At 42.2% G+C, this 21,759-nt stretch carries 17 protein-coding genes and 3 tRNA genes; 5 read left to right on the top strand and 15 right to left on the bottom strand.

The window, feature by feature from the left end; all coding sequences use genetic code 11:
• Positions 1 to 266: 266 nt before the first annotated feature.
• Positions 267 to 1,271 (top strand): metal ABC transporter substrate-binding protein, encoded by a 1,005-nt coding sequence (locus BFI01S_RS07270; protein ID WP_061792008.1) that lies wholly within the window; start codon positions 267 to 269, stop codon positions 1,269 to 1,271.
• A gap of 461 nt (positions 1,272 to 1,732) precedes the next feature.
• Here BFI01S_RS07270 and menC read toward each other — a convergent pair whose 3' ends face one another.
• From menC to BFI01S_RS07235, 6 genes are all read right to left on the bottom strand, one after another.
• A complete protein-coding gene (menC, locus tag BFI01S_RS07260; protein ID WP_061792006.1) occupies positions 1,733 to 2,839 on the bottom strand; it encodes an o-succinylbenzoate synthase in 1,107 nt (368 codons plus the stop codon).
• A gap of 1 nt (position 2,840) precedes the next feature.
• Positions 2,841 to 4,328 carry an o-succinylbenzoate--CoA ligase gene (locus BFI01S_RS07255; protein WP_061792005.1) on the bottom strand — a complete coding sequence of 496 codons (1,488 nt, stop codon included), beginning with the start codon at positions 4,326 to 4,328 and terminating at the stop codon, positions 2,841 to 2,843.
• An 87-nt stretch (positions 4,329 to 4,415) separates the two neighbouring features.
• Positions 4,416 to 5,237, bottom strand: coding sequence for a 1,4-dihydroxy-2-naphthoyl-CoA synthase (gene menB, locus BFI01S_RS07250; RefSeq protein WP_061792004.1), 822 nt, complete (start codon positions 5,235 to 5,237; stop codon positions 4,416 to 4,418).
• A gap of 82 nt (positions 5,238 to 5,319) precedes the next feature.
• Entirely contained in the window at positions 5,320 to 6,159 is an 840-nt protein-coding gene (gene menH / locus BFI01S_RS07245) for a 2-succinyl-6-hydroxy-2,4-cyclohexadiene-1-carboxylate synthase (protein WP_061792040.1), read from the bottom strand.
• A 6-nt stretch (positions 6,160 to 6,165) separates the two neighbouring features.
• Complete coding sequence (gene menD, locus BFI01S_RS07240; RefSeq protein ID WP_061792003.1) at positions 6,166 to 7,911, bottom strand: 2-succinyl-5-enolpyruvyl-6-hydroxy-3-cyclohexene-1-carboxylic-acid synthase; 1,746 nt, start codon at positions 7,909 to 7,911, stop codon at positions 6,166 to 6,168.
• The gene (locus tag BFI01S_RS07235; protein WP_061792002.1) at positions 7,908 to 9,317 is read right to left on the bottom strand and encodes an isochorismate synthase; all 1,410 of its coding nucleotides are present in this window, start codon (positions 9,315 to 9,317) and stop codon (positions 7,908 to 7,910) included. The genes menD and BFI01S_RS07235 overlap by 4 nt, the downstream gene beginning before the upstream one ends.
• A 394-nt stretch (positions 9,318 to 9,711) precedes the next feature.
• Between BFI01S_RS07235 and BFI01S_RS07230 the strand changes: the two genes are divergently transcribed.
• Both BFI01S_RS07230 and BFI01S_RS07225 read left to right on the top strand, forming a co-directional pair.
• Entirely contained in the window at positions 9,712 to 10,644 is a 933-nt protein-coding gene (locus BFI01S_RS07230) for a 1,4-dihydroxy-2-naphthoate polyprenyltransferase (RefSeq protein WP_061792001.1), read from the top strand.
• 294 nt (positions 10,645 to 10,938) lie between these two features.
• A complete protein-coding gene (locus tag BFI01S_RS07225) occupies positions 10,939 to 11,694 on the top strand; it encodes a TraR/DksA C4-type zinc finger protein (protein WP_061792000.1) in 756 nt (251 codons plus the stop codon).
• A 61-nt stretch (positions 11,695 to 11,755) separates the two neighbouring features.
• On the opposite strand, the gene BFI01S_RS07220 is transcribed toward BFI01S_RS07225, so the two are convergent.
• Positions 11,756 to 11,968 carry a hypothetical protein gene (locus BFI01S_RS07220; RefSeq protein WP_048011093.1) on the bottom strand — a complete coding sequence of 71 codons (213 nt, stop codon included), beginning with the start codon at positions 11,966 to 11,968 and terminating at the stop codon, positions 11,756 to 11,758.
• Between the two features lie 154 nt (positions 11,969 to 12,122).
• On the opposite strand from BFI01S_RS07220, the gene BFI01S_RS07215 reads away from it, so the two are divergent.
• A complete protein-coding gene (locus BFI01S_RS07215; RefSeq protein ID WP_061791999.1) occupies positions 12,123 to 12,971 on the top strand; it encodes a dimethylarginine dimethylaminohydrolase family protein in 849 nt (282 codons plus the stop codon).
• Positions 12,972 to 13,026: 55 nt separating this feature from the next.
• Here the strand turns inward: BFI01S_RS07215 and BFI01S_RS07210 are convergent, their stop codons facing one another.
• The 5 genes from BFI01S_RS07210 to glgB are packed head-to-tail and all read right to left on the bottom strand — an operon-like array spanning position 13,027 to position 20,995.
• Positions 13,027 to 15,441 carry a glycogen/starch/alpha-glucan phosphorylase gene (locus BFI01S_RS07210; protein ID WP_061791998.1) on the bottom strand — a complete coding sequence of 805 codons (2,415 nt, stop codon included), beginning with the start codon at positions 15,439 to 15,441 and terminating at the stop codon, positions 13,027 to 13,029.
• Positions 15,431 to 16,882: a glycogen synthase GlgA gene (gene glgA, locus BFI01S_RS07205; RefSeq protein WP_061791997.1), complete on the bottom strand. Its 1,452-nt coding sequence runs from the start codon at positions 16,880 to 16,882 to the stop codon at positions 15,431 to 15,433. The genes BFI01S_RS07210 and glgA overlap by 11 nt, the downstream gene beginning before the upstream one ends.
• Positions 16,879 to 17,907 carry a GlgC family sugar phosphate nucleotidyltransferase gene (locus BFI01S_RS07200; RefSeq protein WP_061791996.1) on the bottom strand — a complete coding sequence of 343 codons (1,029 nt, stop codon included), beginning with the start codon at positions 17,905 to 17,907 and terminating at the stop codon, positions 16,879 to 16,881. Before BFI01S_RS07200 ends, glgA begins: the two co-directional genes overlap by 4 nt.
• A 54-nt stretch (positions 17,908 to 17,961) precedes the next feature.
• On the bottom strand, positions 17,962 to 19,107 hold the full coding sequence (locus tag BFI01S_RS07195) for a glucose-1-phosphate adenylyltransferase (RefSeq protein WP_061791995.1): 1,146 nt from the start codon (positions 19,105 to 19,107) through the stop codon (positions 17,962 to 17,964).
• Positions 19,049 to 20,995 (bottom strand): 1,4-alpha-glucan branching enzyme, encoded by a 1,947-nt coding sequence (glgB, locus tag BFI01S_RS07190; protein ID WP_061791994.1) that lies wholly within the window; start codon positions 20,993 to 20,995, stop codon positions 19,049 to 19,051. The genes BFI01S_RS07195 and glgB overlap by 59 nt, the downstream gene beginning before the upstream one ends.
• Before the next feature lie 223 nt (positions 20,996 to 21,218).
• Between glgB and BFI01S_RS07185 the strand changes: the two genes are divergently transcribed.
• Positions 21,219 to 21,416: a hypothetical protein gene (locus tag BFI01S_RS07185; RefSeq protein WP_061791993.1), complete on the top strand. Its 198-nt coding sequence runs from the start codon at positions 21,219 to 21,221 to the stop codon at positions 21,414 to 21,416.
• A gap of 82 nt (positions 21,417 to 21,498) precedes the next feature.
• Here the strand turns inward: BFI01S_RS07185 and BFI01S_RS07180 are convergent.
• The 3 genes from BFI01S_RS07180 to BFI01S_RS07170 all read right to left on the bottom strand — a co-directional run bounded on the left by BFI01S_RS07180 (position 21,499) and on the right by BFI01S_RS07170 (position 21,745).
• Positions 21,499 to 21,570 (bottom strand) — tRNA-Glu (locus BFI01S_RS07180).
• Between the two features lie 4 nt (positions 21,571 to 21,574).
• Positions 21,575 to 21,665: transfer RNA gene (locus BFI01S_RS07175), tRNA-Ser, on the bottom strand.
• A 5-nt stretch (positions 21,666 to 21,670) separates the two neighbouring features.
• Positions 21,671 to 21,745 (bottom strand) — tRNA-Asn (locus BFI01S_RS07170).
• Positions 21,746 to 21,759: the final 14 nt, after the last annotated feature.

Below are 21,759 nucleotides of genomic sequence, written 5' to 3'. Positions count from 1 at the left end.
GAATACTTTGATTGTAAGAGCTATTGCTCCCATACTTGACGAAAAAATGTCAATACTAATAAAGACCTTTCACTGGCCTCTACAATTATGATACATAAAGTAGAAGCTGCAAACAAATTTTTTCCTTGCTTTTTAGCTGGATATTTTGTAAGATTACTAAGGAAAATCGTAATGATTACGTATTAATACCATACTTATAAACATTATTTAAAATATGGTCCGTTCTTTAAATCGTAATAACTACGCTTTATAAAAGGAGGAGAAAAATGAAAAAGGCATTTTTGATATATATTCTGGGGCTAATCCTTGTTCTTTCTGGCTGTACAGGTGATAAGACAGAGGAAAACAGCAGCAAAACTATGGTTTATACAACGGTTTATCCTCTTCAATACTTTACTGAACAAATCGGAGGAGAAGCGATAGAAGTTAAAACCATCTACCCGCCCGGGTCGGATGAACACACTTTTGAACCATCTCAAAAAGATATGATGAAGCTGGCCGATTCAGATCTATTTATTTTTATAGGACTGGGTCTTGAGGGTTTTGTGGAAAAGGCAAAAGAAACATTGAAAAATGAGAATGTTAAAATGGTCGCCGCAGGAGAAAATATTGAGTTTGTCCACTCAGATGTAAATCATGATCCTGTGCATGAAGAAGAACATGCTGATGAAGCTGAGCATGAAGATGAACATGCTGACGAACACGGAGCTGAATCATCAGAAGAGGACCATGATCATAACCATGGAGATATCGACCCTCATGTTTGGCTGGATCCTTTATACTCGAAAGAATTGGCAGAATCAATTAAAGATGCTTTAGTGGAACAGATGCCTGAGAAGAAGGAGCATTTCGAAAAGAATTATTCGGAGCTTGCCCAAGATCTTGACAATCTCCATAATGACTTTGTGCAGACAGTTCAAAATGCTGTGCATAAGGAATTCATCGTTTCACACGCAGCATATGGTTATTGGGAAGAACGATATGGTTTGGATCAAATCAGTGTATCCGGTTTAAATTCTTCCAGCGAGCCTACTCAGAAAGAACTGCAGAAAATCATTGCGGAAGCAAAAGAACATGACTTAAAATATGTATTTTTTGAACAGAATGTCAGCTCAAAACTGACTGAAATTCTGCAAAAAGAAATTGGCGCAGAACCGTTAATGCTTCATAATTTATCGGTCCTTACAGAAGAAAATATAACAGAAAATCAAACATACTTTACACTTATGGAAGATAATTTGGCTTCATTGAAAAAAGCGCTAAATAAATAAGCTCACCAGCCTCCCGCATTGGGAGGTCTTTATTTGGGACTACAATGGGCTTTCATATTATTTATGCAACAATTGGAGTTGGCTTGCCGCTGATGATGCTCATTAATGGTGACAGGCACCGCCCGAATTTTGTCGAATTCAGCAGTGCCATTAATGCATATTGCAAAAGCGATGCATGTGCTGCACCGCTTTTTTTTAATATAAAAAAGTTTATTATTTTTTTTATCGGGAATGTATAGAATAACAATAACTAATAGGAGTGATACATATGTTATCAACCGTTATTTTGCTTGGAGCTGCTTTTGCCGCTGCTGCTGGATTAAGCTCCTTTGCCATTAAAGAAGATTCATTTATTAAAGACGAAATTACTCAATAATTGATTATAAAAGGCGCTGCGTATGCGCCTTATTTTTTTGCAATCAAACGAAAACCGCCTTCCAAAATAGAACGGCGGTTTTCTTCTACAAGACAAAGCATTCCTTTGAGATTGTTACTTTACTCAGTCTTTTCTCATTAATCTCATAACCAATACCCGGTTTATCAGGAACCTTAATCATCCCGTTTTTTACGGTGACTTCAGGGAGAATAATATCTTCCTCCCAATACCTTTCTGACGCTGAAATATCACCGGGAATGGCGAAGCCCTCCAAAGAAGCCAGCGCAATATTATGTGCACGGGAGATTCCGAACTCGAGCATACCTCCACACCAGACTGCGATTCCTTTATCCAGGCAATAATCATGAATTTTCTTTGCTGTACCTAAACCTCCAACCCGGCCAATCTTAATATTAATAACTTTACAGCTTCCAAGCTCGACAGCTCTTCTGGCATCATTAAAAGTAACAATACTTTCATCCAGGCAGATCGGTGTTTGCAATTCCTTCTGAAGCTTTGCATGATCAACAATATCATCATATTCAAGCGGCTGTTCAATCATCATAAGCCCGAAGTCATCAAGCCTTTTTAAATGGTCTATATCATCCAATGAGTAAGCTGAATTAGCGTCAGCCATGATTGGCAGATCGGGGTAATAGCGGCGGATCTCTGAGATCAATTCATAATCATTTTCGGGGCTGATCTTAATTTTGACCCTTTGATAGCCGCTTTCCAGATAGTTTTCAATTTGTCTTCTTACTTCTTCCTTTGTTTTGGCGCCAACAACCACACCGGATAGGATCTGTTCCCTCTTGCCGCCTATAAATTTAGAAAGAGAAATATCTTCTTTTTTGGCAGCCAGGTCCCATAGGGACGTTTCCAGTGCTGCTTTCGACATTTGATTCCTTCTCAGAGCATCAAAAACACGTCCTGCATCTGAAGGATGCTTTATATCCGCATTACGCAAGATCGGGATAAGAAACTCCTTTAGCACATGATAGCTCGTCTCAACCGTTTCCTCTGTATACCAGGGGGAAGAAAAAGCGACTCCTTCTCCGTATCCCTTCCGTCCTTCTGTATCAATTACTTCAACTATAATTCCCTCTCTGTCCTTAACAGTTCCTAAATGAGTGGAAAATGGCGTTTTTAGAGGCATCGCGATTTTATATAAAGTAACTGTTTTTATATCCATGCTAATTCCCGCTTTCCTCGAGCAGTTCGCGAAGCTTCCTTCTTAATATCTTCTTCGAAGCATTCCTGGGAATTTCATTAATCATGATGATCTTTTTAGGCACTTTATACTTTGCCAGCTTCTCTAAGCAGTACTCAATCACTTCTTTTTTATCCAGGCTTTCTTCTCCGGCAATAAAGGCGACTGGCACTTCACCCCAAACCTTGTCCTTCATGCCAATCACTCCTGCATCCGATATTTGGGAGTGTGAAGCAAGGACACCCTCGATTTCAGCAGGATAGATATTTTCCCCGCCTGAAATAATTAAGTCTGACCGCCGATCAAGTACATATAAAAAGCCTTCTTGATCGACATAGCCTATATCTCCGGTTGAGAGCCAGCCATCCTTTATTTTTTTCGCGGTTTCTTCTTCAAGGTTTAAATACCCTTTCGTCACATTGGGACCTTTCACAAGTATCTCACCCGCTGCTCCGGGATTCGCAAGCTCCCCATTTGGATTAACAATTTTCAGCTGGGAAGGAAATAAAGGCTTTCCGGCTGAACCTAATTTGCTGAAGCTGTATTCCGGGGCCAGAGTAACAATCTGTGAAGAAGTCTCCGTCATTCCATAAGTCTGGTAAACAGGAATAGCCTTCTCTCTGCAAACTTCCAGAAGAGATTTCGCTGCTGGACCTCCCCCTAATAACATACATCTGAAATAGTCCGGCAGCTCCTCATTTTTTAGTTCAGCTGCAATCCTAGTAAGCATCGTACTCACAACAGACATGATGGTCACTTTTTCGCCGGAAATGGCTTCGATGGCTTTTTTCTCATGGAAAGATTCAAAAAGAACCATTTTCATGCCGTAGATGATGCTTCGCATTAAAATGGAATAGCCGCTAATATGAAAAATCGGAACAGCACACAGCCAGCTGTCGTTTTCATTCAGCCCTAAGTTTAATGCAGAACCCACTGCACTCCACCAATGATTACCGTAGGTTTGCAGAACGCCTTTCGGATTCCCCGTTGTGCCGGATGTATACATGACAGTACAAACCTCATTAAGACTTACTTCCTCTATTAATGCCGGCTTGGCAGGATCTTTCCTGAAGAGCGCTTCTTTATGTATCGGCGAAATTCCCCATAAAGAGTTTACAACCTTTTGGCTAATCCCATCAAAGTAACTCTCTGTTAATAGGAAAGCGGACTTCGAATCATCCATTTGCCAAATTAATTCCTCTGCAGTCAGCCTGTTATTTAATATAACGGCCTTTACATCGATTAGCTGCAGAGCCAAAAGGATAAAAACAGTGTCTTCATGATTACGCAAGAGCACACCTGCAAACTGGCCTCCCGTTAATCCAGCTGCCTGTAATTGCCCTGCTATCGTGTAAGCACGATCATATACTTCGGAAAATGTATAGGTTTTTTCCAAAAAAGACAGGGCTGGACGTTCGGGTGTTATGAATGCCCGCTTTTGAAGAAAATTCGGCACTATTTGAGCTTCCATCATAAAACCTCATTTCATGCGATTCTTTCATATAAAAACAGCCTGATGGACTAGCCATCAAGCTGAAAAAATAGTATACCCCTGAAATCAAGGGAAACGCGGGAATTGACCAAAGTCCGGCTTGCGCTTTTCTTTAAATGCGTCACGGCCTTCTTTCGCTTCATCCGTTGTATAGTATAGAAGAGTTGCATCACCGGCAAATTGCTGGATTCCAGCAAGTCCATCCGTATCGGCATTGAAGGCAGCCTTCAAGAAACGGATAGCAGTCGGGCTCTTCTCCAGGATTTCTTCACACCACTTAATTGTTTCTTCTTCCACTTTCTCAAGCGGCACAACCGTATTAACAAGCCCCATATCCAGAGCTTCCTCGGCACCGTACTGGCGGCACAGATACCAAATTTCGCGTGCTTTCTTATGACCCACGATTCTTGCAAGATATCCTGAACCGTAACCCGCATCAAAGCTTCCAACTTTTGGTCCTGTTTGTCCAAATACAGCGTTATCAGCTGCAATCGTTAAGTCACATACGATATGAAGGACATGTCCTCCGCCAATCGCATAGCCTTTTACCATCGCAATAACCGGCTTTGGAATGACACGGATTAAGCGCTGAAGATCCAAAACATTTAAACGAGGGATCTGGTCATCCCCAACATATCCGCCATGTCCTCTGACAGATTGGTCTCCGCCTGAACAAAATGCTTTGTCTCCTGCACCCGTTAGGACAATAACACCTACATTTTCATCATCACGTGCGTACGCAAATGCATCAATTAATTCCATTACCGTTCTTGGAGTAAAGGCATTGTGGACTTGCGGTCTATTGATGGTAATTTTCGCAATTCCATTGTATGTTTCATACATAATTTCTTGGTACTTTTTTCCTGCAACCCATTCTACAGCTGACATACATGAATCCTCCTCAATATGTATTGTATTAGATAGCGCGATAATTGCCGCACAGCTTTGCGCCAGCAGAGGTCATCATTCCTCAATCTTTACTGGCTTTTGTATTAATCTCCCCAGATTGCGACAAAAACCCACTTACTATTGTACCAAATAATTCAGGTTTCTCCACATGAATTGCATGTCCTGCATTTTTAACGGACTTCCACTGAACATTTGGCAATGCTTTCGACATCTCCTCTGCAATTCTGCAGAATTTTTGGTCCAGCTCCCCGGTCAATAGAAGGACTGGCATTTTCAGATTACCGAGCTCCTCCCACCATGATGGCTGTGAGCCGGTGCCCATGCCAATCAGGCTGTTTGCCAGACCACCAATAGAATTGGCCATACGCTGGTTTCTTATTCTTGCGCGGATTTGATCAGGAAGATTCCTTTGGCTTTGAAATAAGGGAATATTCTCCCAATAGCCGATAAAATCCTCAATGCCTCCCTTCCTGATTTTGCCAGCCAGCCTGGTATCCTGCACTCTTCTTTCATGCCTTTCCTCTTCTGTCCTAAGCCCGGGAGAAGCACTTTCCAAAATCAGTGTGCGGACTTTTTCAGGATATTTAACTGCAAAAGTCAGCGCAAGCCGCCCACCCATGGAATATCCAAGAACATCAATTTTCCCGATTCCCATCTCTTCTAAGAGACTGTTTATTACAGCGGCACACTCTTCTATTTGATAATGGCCAATATCAGATGGTGCTCCAGACTTACCATGGCCGATGATATCCAAAGCTATTGTCTTCGAATGACCTTCCCAGAAGGGAGCGAACTCTCTCCACCCCTCACTATTTCCCGTGAAGCCATGAAGAAGCAGGAGCGGAAACCCCTTCCCCCACGTATCGACATGATAGTGAACTCCATTCATGACATATTTCATCGGCATTCACCCTTCCAGCAATCGACTTATTTCCCGGGAAACAGAATTCCACAATTCTCGATGCTCGGTTAGATTCCTGTCCCGATTTGTCGTAATTTCCATTACCTTCAAGCCAGGTATGTCCATGTTCCGTTTGAAGGCGGAAATAAAGTGTTCCCAATCCGAAATTAAATCATATTCTCCGCCAAACATCTTAATGGCATGGCTGAAATCAAGATCCAGAGGTGTTCCGAAAAGTTTTTCAAAATTATTGGGGTAATTCGCCTGAGGCAGGAATGAAAAGATTCCGCCTCCATTATTATTAATCAGCAATATATTGATATCAATTCCATACAGCTTAGAGGCAATTAATCCATTTAAATCATGAAAAAATGTTAAATCACCCAGCACAAGATAGAGCGGCTGGGATGCCATTCCGGCACCAAGAGCGGTTGAAACAGTGCCATCAATGCCATTTGCTCCCCTGTTGGCCATTACTTTAATGCCTTTTTGATTAAAGTGGAAGAAAGTATCAAGGTCCCTTATAGGCATACTATTTCCTACAAATAAGGTTGAGCCTTCCGGTAGCATTTCAGCCAGCTGATAAAATAATTTCCCCTCGCTTAATTTTTCTACTTGTTTTATATCCGCTAGCCTTAATCTTGTAATATCATTCATTTTTTTCCACACGGCAATGAATTCATCATTATCCGGGTTATTTAGATACGGAAAAACAGATTCGCAGAACAGCAGCTCATCGCAATGAATCATTTCAGTCGAGAGCAATGAGGGATCACGCCATCCGCCGCCCCCATCAACAATTATCTGCCGGGCAGTACTGTTTTCTTTCATGAAAATGGACAATGGCTTTGATACAGGCGTAGCACCGAAGCGAATGATGACATCCGGCTTAAGCGCTTTTTTTGCATCATCATTTTTCAAGAAGGTATCATATGCATCCATAATGAAGCTGCCATCATGCAGTCCGCTTCTCAACTGTGATAATGGATCGGCAATGATCGGAAAGTTCAACTTTTCCGCCAGTTTAATAACGGCAGCCGGGAAGCCGGATTTTTCCAGATGACCGCAGACTATAATCCCTTTTTGTGCGGAGTTTAAAACCTGTGCCATTTCTTTGTACTCTTCGTTAGGCAAACTAAGCTTGCCACCCTGAATATTTACATACCCCTCTGTTCGTTCACTAAGCTCAAATAAATCAGCACGATCCAGCTGGGGAACTAGCGGCTCACGGAAAGGAAAATTAAGGTGAACAGGTCCAGCCGGCGAACTCTTAGCGGCGGAAGCTGCTCTCGCACATACTGTTCGGGCATAACGGAGCATTTCTGCTGAATTCTCGGGAGGAGCCATTTCAACAAACCACTTTACATTATTACCGTACAAATGGATCTGATCGATCGCCTGTGGAGCGCCTACATCCCTTAATTCATGAGGCCGGTCTGCCGTAAGCACGATTAGCGGCACCCTGGAATACCTGGCTTCCACAATGGCAGGGTAGTAATTGGCTGCAGCTGTTCCGGATGTACACAGCAAAGCTGCTGGTCTTTGGGATGCTTTAGCAATCCCCAACGCAAAAAAGGCAGCCGAACGCTCGTCTACATGAATATGTACACGAAGCTGCGGATGCTCTGCCATTATCATTGCCATTGGGGTAGATCGGGAGCCGGGACTGACCACGACATCCTCTACCCCGCTTTTTACTAATTCAGCCACAAATGCGGCTATATATGAAGTTAAAGCTTCCTGATGATTCACTTTTCATAACCCCCAAGAGCCGTAAGCATAGGCCGGAATTTAATCTTTGTTTCCTGGTATTCGCTTTCGGCATTTGAATCCTGTACCACTCCGCAGCCTGCAAATAAGGATGCCTCATTCCCCTGAATAAGACCGGATCTTATGGCAACAGCATATTCGCCATTTCCTCTAAAATCCATCCATCCTAATGGAGCCGCATAAAAGCCGCGATCCAGTTCTTCTGCTTCTCTGATTTTTTCTACTGCTTCTCTTTTAGGCAGGCCTCCAAGAGCAGGAGTCGGGTGAAGACGGTCGACTAAAGCAAGAAGTGAAGCATCTTCCTTGGTTTTTCCTATTACCGGGGTATATAGGTGCTGAATATCCCGCATCTTCATCAGCTGCGGCTCATTCGGCAGTTCAACTTCTGTGCAGGATTCTTCCATTGCTTCCTTTATCATATCAACCACATATTGATGTTCAGTCAAATTCTTCTGATCATGCAATAATGCTTCACCAAGGATATGATCATCTTCTTCCGTTTTGCCTCTGGGGATGGAACCTGCCAGACAAGTTGTAAATACGTTTTCTCCGTATTTTTTTATAAGGCGTTCTGGAGAGGCTCCAATAAAGCAGTCACCGTTTGATTCAAACGCAAAGATAAAACTTTCACTTTGCATTTTCATCAGATTCTGGAGAACTCCTTCAATCTCAATCGGCTTTTCATAAATAAGCCTGGATTCCCGCGCAAGCACAACCTTTTTTAATAAAGATCCTGATTTTAGTTCATCAACAATTTCATCTACTGTCTCCATCCATTTTTCCGGATTGATATCTGCTTCTTCCTGAAGAGTGTTCGCACTCTCAGGATGATAATCATTGATTGAACCTATTAGCATGCTTCTTTCAGTCGCTATCTTTTCAAAAAGAGATTCACCATCATGCTGTGTACAGACAACATTTGTTGTCAAATAGGCCTGTCCATTCATTTCACTGTACATATAAGCCGGCACATGAAAAAGGGAATCGGAATACTTGGACCAAAGCTTAGTTTTCTTCCTTAAAGGATCAAAAGAAAAACCGCCAAACATCACGGGCCCTGTAGCATTTTTATTATAAGGGTTAAAAATAATACTGTTTTTAATAAAACGCTTCCATTCTTTTTCAACATGATTAAATCTGCCCGTACTCTCGTCTGACTGGATTTGCCTGCAAATGCCAAGCCCGATTATATATGCTTCCCCGGAAGGATCCTTCCAGAAAAAGCGTTCACCAAAAAAACGGCTCTTTCCTGCCGCATAAAAAGAAAGGGGTTCTATATGATTTATTTTTTTCACTTCGCTCACTAAAACAGGCTTTGATAAGGCTCTGGCCCTTTCAATCGCCTCCTGGATCCCTTCTTTTAGTTCCGTATCTTGTATCGTAACCAAAAAAATCCCTCCAATAACAGCTTAAATTGCCGTTATCCTACTTTAAACTTATTCTAAGATACACCTGTGATTCAAGGAATGTCAATGATGTCAATCAAACCATTCCTTATTGTATCCTTTATATTATAGCTTACTTCCGGCATCTATAATATCAATTAACTCAGGTTCACTTTAAATAACTGTTACGTAAAACCATTCATGGCAAATACCGGTACATTTTACGGCAATAATACGTTGACACTCCTGCTGTATTTACCTAAACTTAAGGTGTTTGGTATAGTTAAGTTATTTGGGCTTACTTTGACAATACCCTGATAATCGTTTAAAATAAACAAGTTTGAATGATGCAATACATGATACCATTACAGAATAGATAAATAAGGGGAGAGTTATCATGCAACCACAAACACAGACCAATTTTCCGCCTGCTTCCAGCTCAAAGAACTGGAGAGTCTGGTGGCAGCTGACCAGGCCTCATACTTTGACCGCTGCTTTTGTTCCGGTTTTACTTGGAACAGCTCTTGCAATGGAACTTACCGAAATAAATTTCAGCCTGTTTTTAGCCATGCTGGCAGCAAGTCTGCTGATTCAGGCTGCTACTAATATGTTTAACGAATATTACGATTTCAAAAGAGGGCTTGATACGGAAGACTCTGTCGGAATCGGCGGAGCGATCGTCCGTGAAGGAATCAAACCAAAAACGGTCCTGAATTTGGCCTTTGGGCTTTACGGGGTTGCGATATTGCTTGGTTTCTATATTTGCATGAACACAAGCTGGTGGATTGCAGCAATCGGACTTGCCTCCATGGCAGTAGGATATTTATATACAGGCGGACCGCTTCCGATTGCCTACACACCATTTGGTGAATTATTTGCAGGTTTTTTCATGGGCATGCTAATCATCCTTATTTCTTTCTATATTCAGGCAGGAACCGTAACCGCAACAAGTGTTTTAGTTTCGTTCCCTATATTGATTCTTGTTGGCGCCATTCTGCTGGCCAATAATATCAGAGACTTGGATGGCGACAAGGAATTTGGCCGTAAAACATTGGCTATTCTTTTAGGAAAAAAAGGAGCGATTAACCTGCTTGCCGGTATGTTCATCGTGTCTTATGCATGGGTCTTCATATTAATCGCCATGAGCATCATAACACCATGGCTTGCTATCGTTGTCCTTAGTGCGCCTAAGGCCATTAAAGCAACGAAAGGCTTCATCGGCAAAACACTTCCGATGCAAATGATGCCTGCGATGAAAGCAACTGCACAGACAAATACAATCTTTGGCTTCCTTTTATCAGTAGGCCTGTTTCTCGGATATCTACTATAATCATTTAATAAACCTCTGCTTTTATGGCAGGGGTTTATTGTTTGGAAAAAAACAGCAGAAATCGTAATTCTAGTTTCATCCCACTTTTAACGGGTATTTTTTACGTAAGGAAGAGGCAGGCCGTAAAATTAATTCTTCCGTTATGATTTTACAAACTACGTCCATACTAAACCCATATGGATTACGATTTGATATCCGGCGGAGCAAAACTGTCAGAGCTCGCTTTATTATAGGCTTGACTATCAGATCAGCAGGCTTTTATAAAAATCAGCAAAACCAAGGATGTGACATAATATGTTGACCAATGAACAGATCAGCACTTTAAAAAAGGAATTGAATGATGAGAAGGAATCACTGGAATCCCAGCTGCAGGGAAATAAAGAAGGCAGTCTGGAAGGTGCAAGTGCCAGAGATGCAGTAGGAGAGCTATCTCTGTATGATAACCATCCAGCAGATATGGGTTCTGAACTTTATGAACGCGAAAAGGATTTTGCATTAGAAGAGCACCATGACTCTGAACTCAATAAAGTGAATGCAGCACTGCAGGCAATTGAAGACGGTTCATACGGCAAATGTAAACAGTGCGGTTCTGATATTCCATACGAGCGGCTGGAAGTGATCCCGGCAACCCTTTACTGTAAAGAGCATAGTCCTGAACAAAATGTGCCGGGAGACCGTCCTGTTGAGGAAGATGTGCTTGAACCTGCTCATGGAAATACCTTTCAGCATCATCAATTCAGGGAAGTAGTAGATAATGAAGACAGCTTTCAGGAAGTTGCCCGTTATGGCACTTCTGAGACACCCTCTGATTTAAGGGGCGACTATGAAGATTATAACTCACTTTATAATGAAGGCCATGATGACGAAGGGTTTACAGAAGATTATGAGACATTTGTCGGAAATGACCTTGAAGGCAAGGAGAGAAAAATCTATCCTTCCAAGAAACAGGAAGAGTATGAAGCCATGCTGGATGAAAATGATATCGAAGCACCTTTCGGGGATGTGCCGTATCATGAGACTGACGGCTATGTGGATGAAGATAAGGATTAAAGTAAAAGCGATGCAGCTGCATCGCTTTTTTATGTCAAATGGCAAAGTAAGATATCCTTATTTATAGTTTGGATTCGATATCCTGGATAATCTCATCAATCGTATCGGAAACATCGTTTGTGCGGCGGGCAATGGAGATGCTGAATTCCAGCAATTCTTTATAATTTTTCACCGGAATAGAATCACTTGTTTTCTCGAATTCATTTAGTTGCAGTCCAATATTTTGAAGATGCAGCAAAACTTCTTCCATTGATCCTCTCTCGATTTGGTACACTTAACAGCTACCCCCTTTATATCTAATGATTTCATTATCAGGGTTTTTAAACCTTTTTTGTAGTGGAAATTTTTTCTAATAATTTTAATTTACCGAGTAAAACTGCTCCACATAGGCAATATTATTTTTAGAATAAATTGCTGGGAGGCTCATTATGTCCGCACAAATGAATGCAGCATGCTTTTCAGAATACGACAAACTTGAACAAGTGGTGTTATGTAAACCGAAGTACATGACGATAGTAGATACCATTAATGAAACGCAGAAGCATTATGAAAAAGAGGGAATTAATATCGACGTGGCGATGAAACAGCACAGGCATTTTGTCAGCGCATTAAAGGATCAGGGAGTCGAAGTCGTTTTGCTGCCCCCGCTGGAAGTATACCCTGAGCAGGTGTTTACCCGTGACATCGGATTCACCCTTGGAGAAAAGGTGTTTGTTGCTGAAATGGCAGCTGATATACGGCAGGGAGAAGAAAATGTTCTGAAACAATGGCTGGAAGTAAACCAGGTTCCTTTTTACAATCTTACGGGCGATCGTATAGAGGGAGGAGATGTTCTCATCGATGGCCAGACTATATACGCCGGAGTCAGCAGCCGGACCCACGAGGAAGCCATTGACCATCTTCGCAGCCTTTTGCCTGATTATGAAGTCGTATCCGTCCCCTTCACTGATACATATCTTCACCTTGATTGTGTATTTAATATCATTTCACAAGACGAAGCTCTTATTTTTCCAGGAGAGATTCACGGGGAAAAAGTAAAAATGCTGGAATCACGCTATGATTTAATAAAAGTGTCGGAAGAGGAGCAATTCACACTCGGAACGAACGTCCTCTCAATTGGCAATAAAAAGATCTTCAGCCTTCCCATTAATAAGAATGTCAATAAAGAGCTGAGAGCTAGAGGCTATGAGGTTATCGAGGTGGATATCACGGAAATCATCAAATCAGGAGGAGCCTTCCGATGCTGTACCATGCCTGTTAGGCGGAGTAAAGGGTAGGTCCTCTGTTCAACACAAAAACAGCCTCTTCTCACCAGAAGGGCTGTTCTTCTTACTACTTATTCATCATCTCAACACCAGCGGGTTTGATTTTCCATATTTCGCGCGCATATTCGCTGATTGTGCGGTCGCTTGAAAAATAGCCTGAACCTGCAATGTTCATTAAGCTCATCTTCAGCCAATGTTCCCGATCCTCATAAGCCTTTCCAGCTTCTTTCTGGATATTGACATAGGAAGCGAAATCCCGCAATACAAAGTATTGGTCATTTTCCATCAGCAGTGAGTCAAAAATGGGCTCGAACTCATCATCAGCATCCGGGAAAAATCCATTCACAAGCTGGTCGGTCACCTGGCGGATTCGCTTATCATGATGGTAATACTCCCTGGAATTATAACCGCCATTTTGGTAATAGCTGAGCACCTCATCTGCTGTTAATCCAAAGATGAAGATATTGTCATCTCCTGCTTTTTCTTTTATCTCAATATTGGCTCCATCCAGTGTGCCCACTGTCAAAGCGCCATTCATCATGAATTTCATATTGCCTGTGCCGGAAGCTTCCTTGCTTGCCGTTGAAATTTGCTCACTGATATCCGCTGCCGGAAAAATTTCCTCCGCCAGCGAAACCCGGTAATTTTCCAGGAAGATAACCTTTAGAATATCGCTTGTCTGCGGATCGTTGTTTACCTTTTCAGCAACCGTATTAATTAATTTGATGATTTTCTTTGCGTAGTAATAGCCAGGGGAAGCTTTTGCCCCGAATATAAAAGTCCGAGGGTGCATGCGGAACTTGGAATCTTCCTTCAGCCTGTTATATAAATGCATAACATGAAGTATATTTAACAGCTGGCGCTTATAAGCATGCAGACGCTTAACCTGAATGTCAAAAATGGAAGACGTATCAACCATAATGCCCTGCTGATCCTGAATGCGCTTTGCCAATCTTTCCTTGTTCAATTGCTTGATCTGATGCAGCTGTCCAAGGAAAACTCTATCATTCTTATAATCTGCGAGCTCGCGGAGCTTTTCCGGTTCCCGAATCCAGCCTGCCCCAATGCTCTCATTTATAAGACCAGATAAAAGCGGATTGGCTTTCAGCAGCCATCTTCTGTGTGTAATCCCATTGGTTTTATTATTAAATTTCTCAGGAAAAATTTCATAAAACTGATTCATTTCCCGCTTCTTTAAGATTTCTGTATGAAGGGCGGCAACACCATTTACGCTGGAGCTGCCGACAAGGGCAAGATGTGCCATCTTTACCTGGTCGTGCGCGATGATCGCCATATCCTCAATCCGCTTCCAGTCACCCGGGTATCTGTCCCAAAGCTCGCGGCAAAATCGCTCATTGATTTCATTCACAATCATATAAATCCGCGGAAGCAAAGGCTGGAAAATGCGGACAGGCCATTTCTCCAAAGCCTCTGAAAGAGTTGTATGATTCGTATAGGCAATCGTCCGGACGGTAATACCCCAGGCTTCCTCCCAGCCCATTCCCTCTTCATCCAGCAGGATCCTCATTAGTTCAGGAATAGCAAGAACCGGATGTGTATCATTAATATGAATGCTCACATATTCATGGAAATCTCTTAAACTAGTATGCTGCTTTCGATAGGAACGCACAATGGAACGAATACTGGCCGAAACAAGAAAGTATTGCTGCTTCAGCCTCAGAATCTTCCCCTCATCATGGGTGTCATCAGGATATAGAAACTCGGAAACAGATTCGGTCTCCCGCTTATATTTTAAAATATCATGATTTACAGGATAAGGAGACGGCTCAGCATTCCAAAGCCTTAGAGTGTTAATCGTATCTGTTTGATAGCCAGCGACAGGCATATCGTAGGGAACAGCCGAAATTGTCTCAGCATTCACATGGCGGAACACTAGCCTGCCGTTCTCCTCTGCCGTTTCGACTTTGCCCCAAAAAGGAACTTCGATTGCCAGGTCTGCTTTTCTGACTTCCCATACATGGCCGTTCCGCAGCCACTGCTCCGGAAGCTCCACCTGATAGCCATCCACAATTTTCTGCTCAAAAAGGCCATGCTTATAGCGAATTCCACAGCCATGGCCGGGAAGGTTTAAGGATGCCAGCGAGTCCATAAAGCAAGCCGCCAGACGTCCCAGTCCCCCGTTCCCAAGCCCTGCATCTGCTTCGATTTCTTCAAGGCCGTTCAAGTCTATCCCCAGATCTGCCAGGCCATCTTTTACAACCTGCTCAATTCCCAGGTTTATCAGATTATGATGAAGCAGGCGCCCCAATAAAAACTCGATGGATAAGTAATAAACCTGCTTTTCACGGTCGATGCGGTAGCGTTCATTAGTATTAATCCACTCTGTGCTCACATGTTCTCTGATCATATTTCCAAGCGTGAAGTAATGATCTCTTTCTGTGCTTTCACCAAAGCTTTTACCGCATGTCATCTCCAGTTTCTTCAGGAATTCCTCTTTGAACTCATCGCGGTCAGAAAACATGGCTTTCACTCCTTGAAACAAGGCCTGCATATAGCTGATTGTATTTGAAAGCAGATTGGGCCCAGCTGTTATCCATTCCCATTGCATTCTTCATAATTTGCTCCCATATTTTGCTGTCACTGTAAAAGCTTATTGCTCTTCGAATGGTGTAAAGCATGTCATGGGCATTAAAATGGCTGAAGGAAAAACCGTTGCCTTCTCCTGTGTATTCATTGTAAGAATGAACAGTATCATTTAAACCGCCTGTTTCTCTGACGATAGGAATGGATCCATATCTCATTGCAATCATCTGCCCTAACCCGCAGGGCTCAAATTGTGAAGGCATTAAGAATAAATCGGACCCTGCATAGAACTCATGTGCAAGCCCTTCATCAAACCCAATATATGCTTTGCACTTATCGGGGCAGCCCGCTTCCATCTCCCTGAAAAATTGCTCAAACTCAGGATCTCCAGTCCCCAGAATTAGGACTTGAACATCACCCTGCATAAGCTCATGGAACACACATTTTACAAGGTCCAGACCCTTTTGTTTTGTCAGTCTCGTAACCATGGCTATCAAAGGAACTCTTTCCTTCACCGGCAAGCCGAATTTTTTCTGAAGATGAACTTTATTCTCTTTTTTAATCTGCAGCTTTTCAGCGGAATACTTTTCTATTATATATGGATCCCTCTCAGGATTATAAAATTCATCATCAATCCCATTTAAGATTCCTTCCAGGTCACAAGCCCTGCGTTTCAGCAAATCATGCAGCTTCTCACCGAAATACTCTGTTTGAATTTCATCTTTATATGTAGGGCTGACTGTTGTAATTTTATCAGCAGCGACAAGTCCGCCCTTCATGAAATTAATATTTCCGAAGAATTCAAGCTTATCCGGATGAAAATGGCTATAGTCAAGCCCTAATAGATCCCCTAAGGCAGCCCCTGGCATAATCCCCTGAAACTGAAGATTATGAATGGTGAAGACTGTCCGAATGAATTCATACCCCTTTTTCGCACGATACTCAACTCTGAGCAGAAAAGGAATCATCCCGGTATGCCAATCATGGCTGTGAATAACATCTGGACAGTAATCAATATGCTGAAGAGCATCCAGCACGGCTCTGTTAAAATAGGCAAACCTCTCTCCATCATCAAAATAGCCGTATAATTTTTCACGGTTAAAGTAATATTCATTATCAACAAAATAGAATAAGATTCCCTGGTGCTCAAGTTCTTCAATTCCGCAATACTGGTTTCTCCAGCCAACCTGAACTGTAAACTCGCACTTTTTAAACATTTTCTTTTTTAAGTCATCTGATATGGAACCATATTTCGGAAGAATCACCCGTACGTCAGTCCCCTGTTTGGCAAGCTCTTTCGGGAGTGAACCGGCTACGTCGGCAAGACCTCCGGATTTGACGAATGGAACACATTCAGAAACAGCAAACAATACTTTCACGAGTTCATCAGCGCTCCTTGTACGGTACCCTTGCGAATTACCAGAGGCATTTCATGTCTTCCCTCAATTCTGGCACCGGATTCTACTTTAACATCTTTATCTAAAATAACTGAGTCTAAAACACAGTTTTCGCCAATGTGAGTTTTTTGCATGATTATACAATTTTTCACGACTGAGCCCTTGCCAATTTTGACTCCGCGGGAGATAATGCTGTTCTCGACTGTTCCTTCAATCATGCATCCATTTGCAATCATCGAATTCTTTGCGCTCGCACCTTTCACATATCGGGTTGGCGGTTCATCTTTTACTTTTGTAAAAATCGGCTGGCTGCGCAGAAAAATATTTTTCCATGCCTCCGGTTCCAATAGCCCCATGCTGGCCGCAAAGTAATTTTCAATGGAATCAATCATGACAGCCAAACCGGTATATTCATAATTGCATATTGTATACGAATGGTGAATATCTGTAACAACATCACTCATGCACGTGTATCCTGTTTCGTTTCTATTTTCTATTAAACTAATAAGCAGCGAAGTTTTAACAAGGTACATTTCAAGGGAGCGTCCATCCTGGCGAACAACTGTAATATCACACCCCGTCATAATATGTCTATCCAGAACAGGCCTGAAATCCATATTAAAAACGGTAAAACAGTTTGAGATTAATGCATACTCCTGTTTGCTTCGATAAAAATAATCCAAATTGGCAGCAAAGTGATTGAAAGATCCGATCCCTATACTTGGACTATCCAGCAAAGGTGACGGGAAAAAGAATAGCCCATCCCTTTTTCTGTTTAGGTCCCAGTTTTTCCCTGAACCAAGATGATCCATTAAAGAGCGATACTGATACTTCGGAAATATGGCAACACTCTCAATATCCGAGTTGACCATATTGGAGAGAACAAAATCGATCAGCCTATAGCGGCCTGCAAACGGAACAGCTGCGAGCGACCTGTGTACTGTCAATTCCTCTAAATCTTCATGGTAGGTTGTTGCGTCTATCACACCAAGCATTCTCTTCTTCATGACATTCCCTCCCGTTTTATTGGCCAGGGGCCGTTTTGGCATCCAGGCTGTGAATTAAGAACAAATTCCCTGTATCATTTCCGGTGTTATCAGAATAATTTCATCATCTTCTTCGGAAGCACTAATCACAACGCCATCAGGTATGTTCAGTCCGCTTGGCACTATCGCCTTTTCAATATAGACATTTTCACCAATTACAGCATCAGGCATGATGACCGATTCACGGATCACCGTATTCTTCCCAACCAGCACCCCTTGAAAAAGCACTGACTTTTCAACTTCCCCTTCAATTGTACAGCCTTCATTTATCAAAGACTCTGCAACCTCAGCTTGAGTTGAAATATACTGTGGAGGATGATTCGGATTCACCGAATAGATCCGCCAATCATGATCAAAAAGATTCAGCTCGCATTCATCATCCAATAAATCCATATTTGCCTCCCACAGGCTCTTGACTGTACCGACATCCTTCCAATAGCCATTGAACGGGTATGCGAACAGCTTTTTATTTTCGTCAAGCATTAATGGAATGATATCCTTCCCGAAGTCATGGCTCGATTCCGGATTGCGGTCATCCATTTCCAAATATTCCTTTAAAACAGACCAATTAAATATATATATTCCCATGGAGGCCAGATTATTTTTTGGATAAGCCGGTTTTTCCTCAAATTCTGCGACGCGCATCTCCTCATCCGTGTTCATTATGCCGAACCGGCTTGCCTCCTGCCAAGGTACTTTAATAACAGAAATAGTGGCCTCCGCACCTTTTTCAATATGATAATTCAGCATCAGCTCATAATTCATTTTATAAATATGATCACCGGATAAAATCAGGACATATTCAGGATCATACTGCTTTAAAAAGTTAAGGTTCTGGTAAATGGCACTGGCTGTTCCCGTATACCATTTGACTTCCGATGATTCACTGTAAGGGGGCAGCACTGTCACGCCGCCGTTCTTTCTATCAAGATCCCATGCACTGCCTATGCCAATATACGAATTCAGAACCAGCGGCTGATATTGTGTCAGAACACCGACTGTATCAATTCCGGAATTAGTGCAATTGCTCAATGTAAAATCAATGATTCTATACTTTCCTCCAAAAGGAACTGCCGGTTTTGCCAGGCTTTTTGTCAGAGAACTAAGCCTGCTCCCTTTCCCTCCTGCTAATAGCATTGCGACGCACTTTTTCTTTCCCATTTTCCTTCCTCTCCTTCCGATGTTTTACAGGGCGTAATATTGAAATGCCAAATGGCGGAATAGACATTTCCAAACTGAATGGCTTGCCATGAAACTCTTTTTCCTCACTCTTAAGGACCCTCTTGTTGATGCAATTTGATCCTCCAAAGCTATCACTGTCACTGTTAAATATCTCCCGATAAGATCCAATATTTGGAACGCCTATACGGTATTTAGGATAGATAGCCGGTGAAAAATTGCAGACAATTACGAGATAATCATCCTCTTTAGAGCCTTTCCTGATAAAGGAAAAGATGGATTGATGCGAATTATGACAATCAATCCATTCAAAGCCATCCTGAAGGTGATCAAGCTCAAAAAGAGGCTTGGAACGTTTATAAACCTTTATTAATTCTTTCACATAATCATTTGCTTTTTTATGCATCTCGTAATCCAGCAGATGCCAATCAAGCTGATCTTTGTCTTTCCATTCGGAAAATTGCCCGAGCTCACTCCCCATGAATAGAAGCTTCTTGCCGGGATGGGCAATCATATAGCCAAGGAGGAGCCTGTATTGGGCAAACTTTTTCCAGTAATCGCCAGGCATTTTATCCAGCAGCGATTTTTTTCCGTGGACAACTTCATCATGTGAAAAAGGCAGTATGAAGTTCTCTGTAAAAGCATACAAAAGCGAAAATGTCATTTTCCCATGCACACCAGATCGCCTCTCGGGCTCTGTTTCCATATATGTAAGAACGTCATTCATCCAGCCCATATTCCACTTATAATGAAAACCCAGCCCTCCATAATGAACTGGTGCAGTCACTTGCGGCCAATCTGTTGAATCCTCTGCCATCATGAGAAAGGAAGAATCATATTGTGAAACCACTTTATTGAGGTTTTGCAGGAAACGGGTACCAAACGGATTTTCTGTTTTTCCATCCCGGTTCGGCCAATAAATTATATTAGCGACCGCATCAACCCGAAAGCCGTCAATATGGTATTTCTCCATCCAAAAAACAGCGTTGGAAATAAGAAAGCTCTGCACTTCATTTTTGCCGAGATCAAAATTGGCGGTGCCCCAGACCCGGTTCTCTCTGTCGCCTTCTGTTTCATACTCATACAAATACGAGCCATCAAACTGATAAAGGCCATGGGCATCTTTGCAGAAGTGCCCCGGCACCCAGTCCAGAATCACCCCAACATCATGCTGGTGGCATTGATCAACAAAATACATAAAATCATGCGGACTGCCATAACGGCTGGTAACCGAGTAATAACCTGTTCCCTGATAACCCCAGGAAGCGTCGAGCGGATGCTCGATTAGAGGAAGCAATTCTATATGCGTAAACCCATGCTCCACCACATATGGTATTAATTCATCTGCAAGCTCCCGGTAGGTATACAGACTTCCAGATTCTTTTTGCTTCCACGAACCAAGATGTACCTCATAAATGACCGCAGGCTCTGTAAAAATAGGCTTCTTTTCTTTTTTTTGCATCCATTTGCTGTCATTCCACTGATAGCCGTCCAGCGAATATACTTTAGAAGCTGTATTCGGCCTGACTTCTGAAAAAAAGCTATAAGGATCAGCCTTTAATAGCATATCTCCTCTCTTTGTTGTAATTTCATACTTATACAAGGCACCTTCCATGTTTCCATCCAGCTGAATAATCCAGACACCTTCATTATTCACTCTATGTAAGGTATAGCCTTCTCCATTCCAATCATTAAAATCACCGACTAGTCTGATAATTTCAGCATTCGGTGCCCACACACAAAAACGGGTAATCACTGCTTCTCCGTTTGAAACTACATGTGCACCAAATAACTGGTGACTCTCATAAAATGTCCCTTCATGGAACAAATGCAGCTGATAATCGGTTGGAAACAAAGTATCCACTACCATCCTTCTCCCCACCCAGTCTCGTTTCTTTTGACTTTTATGTTATATTCGCTGAACCTGAGAAAAGTCCTCGTAAAAGTTTTTTTAATTTTATGACAACAACGTTCATATTCCGCTAATAACCGATAGCATTATGCCCATTTTAACAGCCTTCGATATATTCTCCGGTAAACTTAGACAAAATAAAACAAAATATGCAAGCAAAAAATGAAAGGAGAATAATATTTTGAGTAATAAAGAAGAGGAGTTTTTATTGAATGAGGCATCCAAAAAGGAAATAAGGATTCCGCTATTTGAAGCACCGGATGGAAAGATAATGGCCACTGGTGATATGTTTAGAGGCCCCTATACGGGAATATCTTCGGATATTGATTTGAATAATCCCGGCAATAAATTAAGCAGGGAAGAAGAGAAATTTGATTAAACAGGAGCGGAAATGAACCTAAAATAGAGTTACTCAAAGACAACAAAAAGCTGCCAACAAATTGTTGACAGCTTTTTTTGTATGACCCCTACGGGATTCGAACCCGTGTTACCGCCGTGAAAGGGCGGTGTCTTAACCGCTTGACCAAGGGGCCAATATGGCGGAGAAGGAGGGATTTGAACCCTCGCGCCGGTTACCCGACCTACACCCTTAGCAGGGGCGCCTCTTCAGCCACTTGAGTACTTCCCCATATATGGCTCCGCAGGTAGGATTCGAACCTACGACCGTTCGGTTAACAGCCGAATGCTCTACCACTGAGCTACTGCGGAACAGTTATATAAAA

The organism is Cytobacillus firmus NBRC 15306 (genome assembly GCF_001591465.1).
GTDB lineage: Bacteria > Bacillota > Bacilli > Bacillales > Cytobacillaceae > Cytobacillus > Cytobacillus firmus.
The sequence above is the reverse complement of the archived record's forward strand: the minus strand, read 5'-3'. Positions and strand labels throughout refer to the sequence as shown.

Coding starts and splice junctions, on each gene's coding strand:
- BFI01S_RS07270 (WP_061792008.1), top strand. CDS start 267: ATGAAAAAGGCATTTTTGATATATATTCTGGGGCTAATCCTTGTTCTT.
- menC (WP_061792006.1), bottom strand. CDS start 2,839: ATGGATATAAAAACAGTTACTTTATATAAAATCGCGATGCCTCTAAAA.
- BFI01S_RS07255 (WP_061792005.1), bottom strand. CDS start 4,328: ATGGAAGCTCAAATAGTGCCGAATTTTCTTCAAAAGCGGGCATTCATA.
- menB (WP_061792004.1), bottom strand. CDS start 5,237: ATGTCAGCTGTAGAATGGGTTGCAGGAAAAAAGTACCAAGAAATTATG.
- menH (WP_061792040.1), bottom strand. CDS start 6,159: ATGAAATATGTCATGAATGGAGTTCACTATCATGTCGATACGTGGGGG.
- BFI01S_RS07230 (WP_061792001.1), top strand. CDS start 9,712: ATGCAACCACAAACACAGACCAATTTTCCGCCTGCTTCCAGCTCAAAG.
- BFI01S_RS07225 (WP_061792000.1), top strand. CDS start 10,939: ATGTTGACCAATGAACAGATCAGCACTTTAAAAAAGGAATTGAATGAT.
- BFI01S_RS07215 (WP_061791999.1), top strand. CDS start 12,123: ATGTCCGCACAAATGAATGCAGCATGCTTTTCAGAATACGACAAACTT.
- BFI01S_RS07210 (WP_061791998.1), bottom strand. CDS start 15,441: ATGTTTTCTGACCGCGATGAGTTCAAAGAGGAATTCCTGAAGAAACTG.
- BFI01S_RS07200 (WP_061791996.1), bottom strand. CDS start 17,907: ATGAAGAAGAGAATGCTTGGTGTGATAGACGCAACAACCTACCATGAA.
- BFI01S_RS07195 (WP_061791995.1), bottom strand. CDS start 19,107: ATGGGAAAGAAAAAGTGCGTCGCAATGCTATTAGCAGGAGGGAAAGGG.
- glgB (WP_061791994.1), bottom strand. CDS start 20,995: ATGGTAGTGGATACTTTGTTTCCAACCGATTATCAGCTGCATTTGTTC.